A 4,963-nucleotide genomic window follows, 5' to 3' on the forward strand; every position below is an offset into this window, starting at 1 on the left:
CGATCTCTGGTGACGGCGCTGGCCTTCGCGCTGTGGCCGCTCGGGCGCGCCATGGAGATCCCCGGCGCGCCCCTGTTCCGCGACGCACTGCAGCCCTCGGGCGCCCGGCCGCGCATCGCCCTGGTCGGCGCCACCGTCGCGGCCGGCGCGGCGCTCGCGGCGCTCATCATCGGCACGGCGGAGAACCGCTTCTTCGCCATCTCCTTCGTGGGCGGCGCGCTGGCCACGCTGCTTGTCTTCCGCCTCGGCGCCTTCGCGCTCATGCGCGTGGCGCGGCGCTTCCGCGGCGTGCGGCGGCCGGCGCTGCGCCTGGGCCTCGCCAACCTGCACCGGCCGGGCGCGCCGACGCCGCTCATTCTCGTCTCGCTTGGCATCGGGCTGACCACGCTCGCCGCCGTCGCGCTGATCGAGGGCAACCTGCGCCGGCAGATCGCCGAGCAACTGCCCGAGGCCGCGCCGAATTTCTATTTCATCGACATCCAGTCCGACCAGGCGCGCGACTTCGACCGCGTGGCCGCGGCGCAGCCCACGGTGAGCGAGATCAAGCGCGTGCCCTCGCTGCGCGCGCGCATCGTGGCGGTGAACGGCGTGCCGGCCGAACAGGTCCGCACCACGCCCGAGACCGCCTGGGCGCTACGCGGCGACCGCGGCCTGACCTACGCCGCCACCCCGCCCGAGGGTGCGCGCATCGTGCAGGGCCAGTGGTGGACGCCCGACTATCGCGGCGACCCGCTGGTCTCCTTCGACGCCAACCTGGCGCGCGGCTGGGGGGTGGGCATCGGGGACAGCATCACGGTCAATGTGCTCGGCCGCGACATCCCGCTGCGAATCGCCAATCTGCGCGACATCGAATGGCGTGGGCTCGGGCTGAACTTCGTGCTGGTCGCCTCGCCTGGCCTGCTGGAGGCCGCACCGCACACCCACATCGCAACGGTGCGTTCGGCCACGGCGAATGAGGGCGCGGTGCTGCGCGCGATCAGCGAGGCCTTCCCCAACGTCTCGGGCATTCGCGTGCGCGATGCGCTGGAGCAGGTGGCCGCACTCCTGGCGCGAATCGGCACGGCGCTGTCGGCGACCGCGTCGCTCACGCTTGCTGCCGGTGCGCTGGTGCTGGCGGGCGCAGTGGCGGCCGGTCAGCGGCGGCGTGTGCGCGACGCGGTGGTGCTCAAGACCGTGGGGGCCACGCGGCGGCAGATCCGCCGCGCCTTCCTGGTGGAATTCGGCCTGCTGGGCGCGACCGCCGGGGTGATCGCGGCGGCGGCGGGCACGGCGGCCGCCTGGGGCGTGGTGCGCTTCATCCTGGCCGCTGACTGGGTCTTTTTGCCCGGCACCCTGGCGGTGGTGGTGCTGGCCTGCACGGCGCTGACGCTGGCCTTTGGCTATGCCGGCACGGCGCTGGCGCTGCGGGCACGCCCGGCGCCGTATCTGCGCAACGAATAGTCCGGCGCTTCTGCCCTGCGTTCGGGTCTGTTACTGTGGCGGGCCGGAAGAATTCCCGCCCCAACAAGGATTCGCCATGTCACAGACCCCCCGCTCGCGCCTGAAACTGGCCGCGATCATCGCCCTTCCGCTGCTCGGCCTCGGCGCCTGCGCCGAGAGCCCGCCGCCGCAGCCCGTGACCCCGCCCGCACCGGTCGTCGTCTCCACCGCGAAGGAAGCCGTGGGCGTCGTCCGCAGCGTCAATGCGCGCACGCGGCAGATCGCGATCCGCACGCCGAGCAACGAGACGGTGACCGTCGTCGCCGGCCCCGAGGTGCGGAACTTCGCGCAGATCCGTCCGGGCAACCGCGTCCGCCTCCGCTTCGAGGAAGCCGTGGCGGTCCAGCTGACCCCGCGCGGCACCAGCCTGCCGGCCGAGGTCGACGTCGGCGCCGCTCGCGCCCCCGCCGGCAGCCGCCCGGCCGGCGCGGTGGTGACCACGGTGCGCGACACCGTCACCATCAACGCGGTGGACACCACGGCGAACACGGTGAGCTTCACCTCCTCGCGCGGGGTGCGCCGCACGGTCGCGGTGCGTTCGCCGGAGATGCAGGCCTTCATCCGCACGATCCAGCCGGGCCAGCGGGTGAATATCGCGATCGCCGAGGCGACCGCCATCTCGGTCGAGCCGGCCGAGCGCTGAGAGACCGTTCGGGAATGCGCCGCAGGGCGCATTCCCGAATGCGCCGCCAGCCCGCTCCCCCGCCCCGTCGCCCACGACACCATCCTGAACACGACACCATCCTGAATGGGTGGCCGGGTGGGGAAGGGTGCTGGTTCCGGCATGCTCAAACCGCCCCTTTGACCGCGCCCCGCCCGTCCGAGCGGGGCACGCGGCCGGGCCCCGAGGGATCAATACGATCCCCCGTTGATCCCGATGAAGAAATCTCCATATTCAGCGCCCGTGGGGAATCCTCCCCCCCAATAAGGAGTTCACGTCGTCATGGCCTTTGGTCCCGACACTCGATTCACGACGGGTGCGCCTGGCTGGGGTCGCACTGCGGCCGCCGACGCGGCCGCCGTCGATGCCGGGCTGCGGTCCTACATGCTCCGGGTCTACAACTGGATGGCCTCGGGGCTGCTGCTGACGGGCATCGTTGCCTATGTCATCGCCTCGACGCCCGAGCTGATGCAGTTGTTCTGGTCGGTCGGCCGCACCGCTTCGGGCGCGCGCGTCGTCTCGCCGACCATCCTCGGCTGGGCCGCGATGCTCTCGCCGCTGGCCTTCGTGCTGGTCTTCTCCTTCGGCATCAACCGGATGAGCAAGTCCACCGCGCAGCTGCTGTTCTGGCTGTTCGCGGCCGCCATGGGCGCGAGCATGTCGAACATCTTCCTGCGCTACACGGGCCAGTCCATCGCCACCACCTTCTTCATCACCTCGGCGATGTTCGCGGGGATCAGCCTGTATGGCTACACCACGAAGGCCGACCTGACGAAGATGGGCAGCTTCATGATGATGGGCCTGATCGGCATCGTCATCGCGTCGCTGGTGAACATCTTCCTGGCGTCGTCCGCGCTCGCTTTCGCCATCAGCATCATCGGCGTGGTGGTGTTCGTCGGCCTGACCGCCTGGGACACCCAGCGCATCAAGACCGACTACCTGGCCTATGCCTATGCCGAGGGCACGGAGGAGGCCGGCAAGCGCTCCGTGATGGACGCGCTGGCGCTCTACCTGAACTTCGTGAACCTGTTCCAGCTGCTGCTCTCGCTGATCGGCAACCGGCAGGAGTAAGGCATCACGCCCGGCTGCGGGCGGGTGGGGGCCCCGGGGAGCGATCCCCGGGGCCCTTTTCTTTTCGACCGCCGCGCCGTAACGGGCCGCCATGGCCCCGCCCATCCTCGTCACCATCGCGACGCAGCGCAGCGGCACCAAGTTCCTCGGGGCCTGCCTGAATGCCGGGGATGCCGTGCGATCCTTCGGCGAGCCCTTCAAGCCGCCGCCGCCCGACAGCCCCTTTCCGGCCTTCGCGATCGACTGGATGGCACGGCAGCCGGGCTTCGCCTTCCGCGGCACCGAGATCGCGGCGATGCTCGATGGCTTCCTCGACGGCCTGGCCGCGCGCGCGGCGGAGGAAGGGCGCATCGCGCATCTCGATGTCATGTACAACAACCTCGGCGCCTTCACCGGGGCCTGGACCTGGCCGGTCCGCCCGGGCGGCGAGAGCATCCTGTGTCGCGTGTTGCGCGCCCGCGGCGCCGGCGTGATCCACCTGGTGCGCGACAGCCTCGCGGAATGCGTGGCCAGCACGCTGATCGCCGAGCGGCGCGGCTATCATCGCCGCACGCCGCTGGCGCCGTCGGACGGCGCGCTGCGGATCACCGCCGACCTGGCCGCGGCCGAACGCCAGATGCGCGACATCCTCGCCGCGCGCGACTTCGTGCGCCGCGCCTTCCGCGGCCATGCGGCCTGGCTGGAACTGTCCTATCCGGACTTCATCGACGGCCAGGCCCTCGCCCCGCTGGCGGCCGAGCGGATCAGCGCCATGCCCGGCCTGCCCCCGGCGCGCGTCGTGTCGCGCACCTGCGCCCTGCGCCCCACGGCACCCGACCGGGCCGGCGTGCTGACCAACTGGGCGGACCTTGTCGCGCTCGAGGCGCGGCTGAGCGCGCCGGGCTGACGCGGGCAGGACGCACCGGGGCGCTGGCGCCGCTTCTGCCCCCCGCGGCCCCTGGACTCGATGCGCCGGCCGCGGCGATCTCGCGTCGGGCCGCAGGCCGGGACGCCCTGCGCCGGCATCCGGACCCGGCGCGGCGGGCGAGCATCACCGCAGACCGGCGGGCCAGGCATCCGGCCCTTGGCGCGCGGTGCCGCGCCTTACTGCCCCGCGTCCTCGGCCTCGTCCGCCGTGTCGGACTTGGCCTCGCGCGGGCCCTTCTCGGCCTTGCCGAGATAGGTCAGCAGCTTCTCGATCGCCGTCGGCTTGTCGGACTTGTCGATCGCCGCGACCTCGGCCGCAAGGCGGTCGAGCGCCTGCTCGTAGATCTGGCGTTCCGAGAAGGACTGGTCGGGCTGGCCGGCATTGCGATGCAAGTCGCGCACCACCTCGGCGATCTGGACCGGGTCGCCGGAGTTGATCTTGGCCTCGTATTCCTGGGCGCGGCGCGACCACATGGTCCGCTTGATGCGCGCGCGGCCCTTCAGAGTGTCCAGCGCCTGCTGCATGTTCGCCCCGGCGGCCAGCTTGCGCAGGCCCGACGACGCCGCCTTGTTCACCGGCACGCGCAGCGTCATGCGGTTCTCCTCGAAGGTCACGACGATGACCTGGAGGGAATAGCCAGCTGCCTCGACCGTCTCGATGCCCTGCACCTGGCCCACGCCATGGGTCGGATAGACCACGTGGTCGCCGGCCTTGAAGTCCTCCTTCGGGCGGGGCGCCGCGCGGCTGGCCGCGGCGGAGGCGAGCGGAGACGCGCTCGGCCGGTGGGTCGGCGGCGGCAGGGAGACCGGTGCGCCCCGCGCCATCGGCGGCGGCGGCGCGGGGGC

The 4,963-nt window shown here is 72.0% G+C and carries 5 protein-coding genes; 4 read left to right on the forward strand and 1 reads right to left on the reverse strand.

Features of this window, described 5'->3' with window-relative positions; genetic code table 11:
• From HW578_RS22735 to HW578_RS22750, 4 genes are all read left to right on the forward strand, one after another.
• Nucleotides 1–1,440 (forward strand): ABC transporter permease (locus HW578_RS22735; RefSeq protein WP_198372996.1); only part of this gene is annotated, 1,440 nt, incomplete at its 5' end.
• 76 nt (nucleotides 1,441–1,516) lie between these two features.
• Nucleotides 1,517–2,122: a hypothetical protein gene (locus HW578_RS22740; protein WP_198372997.1), complete on the forward strand. Its 606-nt coding sequence runs from the start codon at nucleotides 1,517–1,519 to the stop codon at nucleotides 2,120–2,122.
• Nucleotides 2,123–2,422: 300 nt separating this feature from the next.
• Entirely contained in the window at nucleotides 2,423–3,211 is a 789-nt protein-coding gene (locus tag HW578_RS22745; RefSeq protein WP_198372998.1) for a Bax inhibitor-1/YccA family protein, read from the forward strand.
• Nucleotides 3,212–3,302: 91 nt separating this feature from the next.
• The gene (locus HW578_RS22750; RefSeq protein ID WP_198372999.1) at nucleotides 3,303–4,097 is read left to right on the forward strand and encodes a hypothetical protein; all 795 of its coding nucleotides are present in this window, start codon (nucleotides 3,303–3,305) and stop codon (nucleotides 4,095–4,097) included.
• Nucleotides 4,098–4,294: 197 nt separating this feature from the next.
• Here the strand turns inward: HW578_RS22750 and HW578_RS22755 are convergent.
• On the reverse strand, nucleotides 4,295–4,963 hold a 669-nt coding region (locus tag HW578_RS22755; RefSeq protein WP_198373000.1), incomplete at its 5' end, for a CarD family transcriptional regulator.

Source organism: Roseomonas rosulenta, assembly GCF_016106005.1.
Lineage (GTDB): Bacteria > Pseudomonadota > Alphaproteobacteria > Acetobacterales > Acetobacteraceae > Neoroseomonas > Neoroseomonas rosulenta.

Excerpts from the sequence above, each read along its gene's own strand:
- HW578_RS22740 (WP_198372997.1), top strand. The coding sequence starts at position 1,517 with ATGTCACAGACCCCCCGCTCGCGCCTGAAACTGGCCGCGATCATCGCC.
- HW578_RS22745 (WP_198372998.1), top strand. The coding sequence starts at position 2,423 with ATGGCCTTTGGTCCCGACACTCGATTCACGACGGGTGCGCCTGGCTGG.
- HW578_RS22750 (WP_198372999.1), top strand. The coding sequence starts at position 3,303 with ATGGCCCCGCCCATCCTCGTCACCATCGCGACGCAGCGCAGCGGCACC.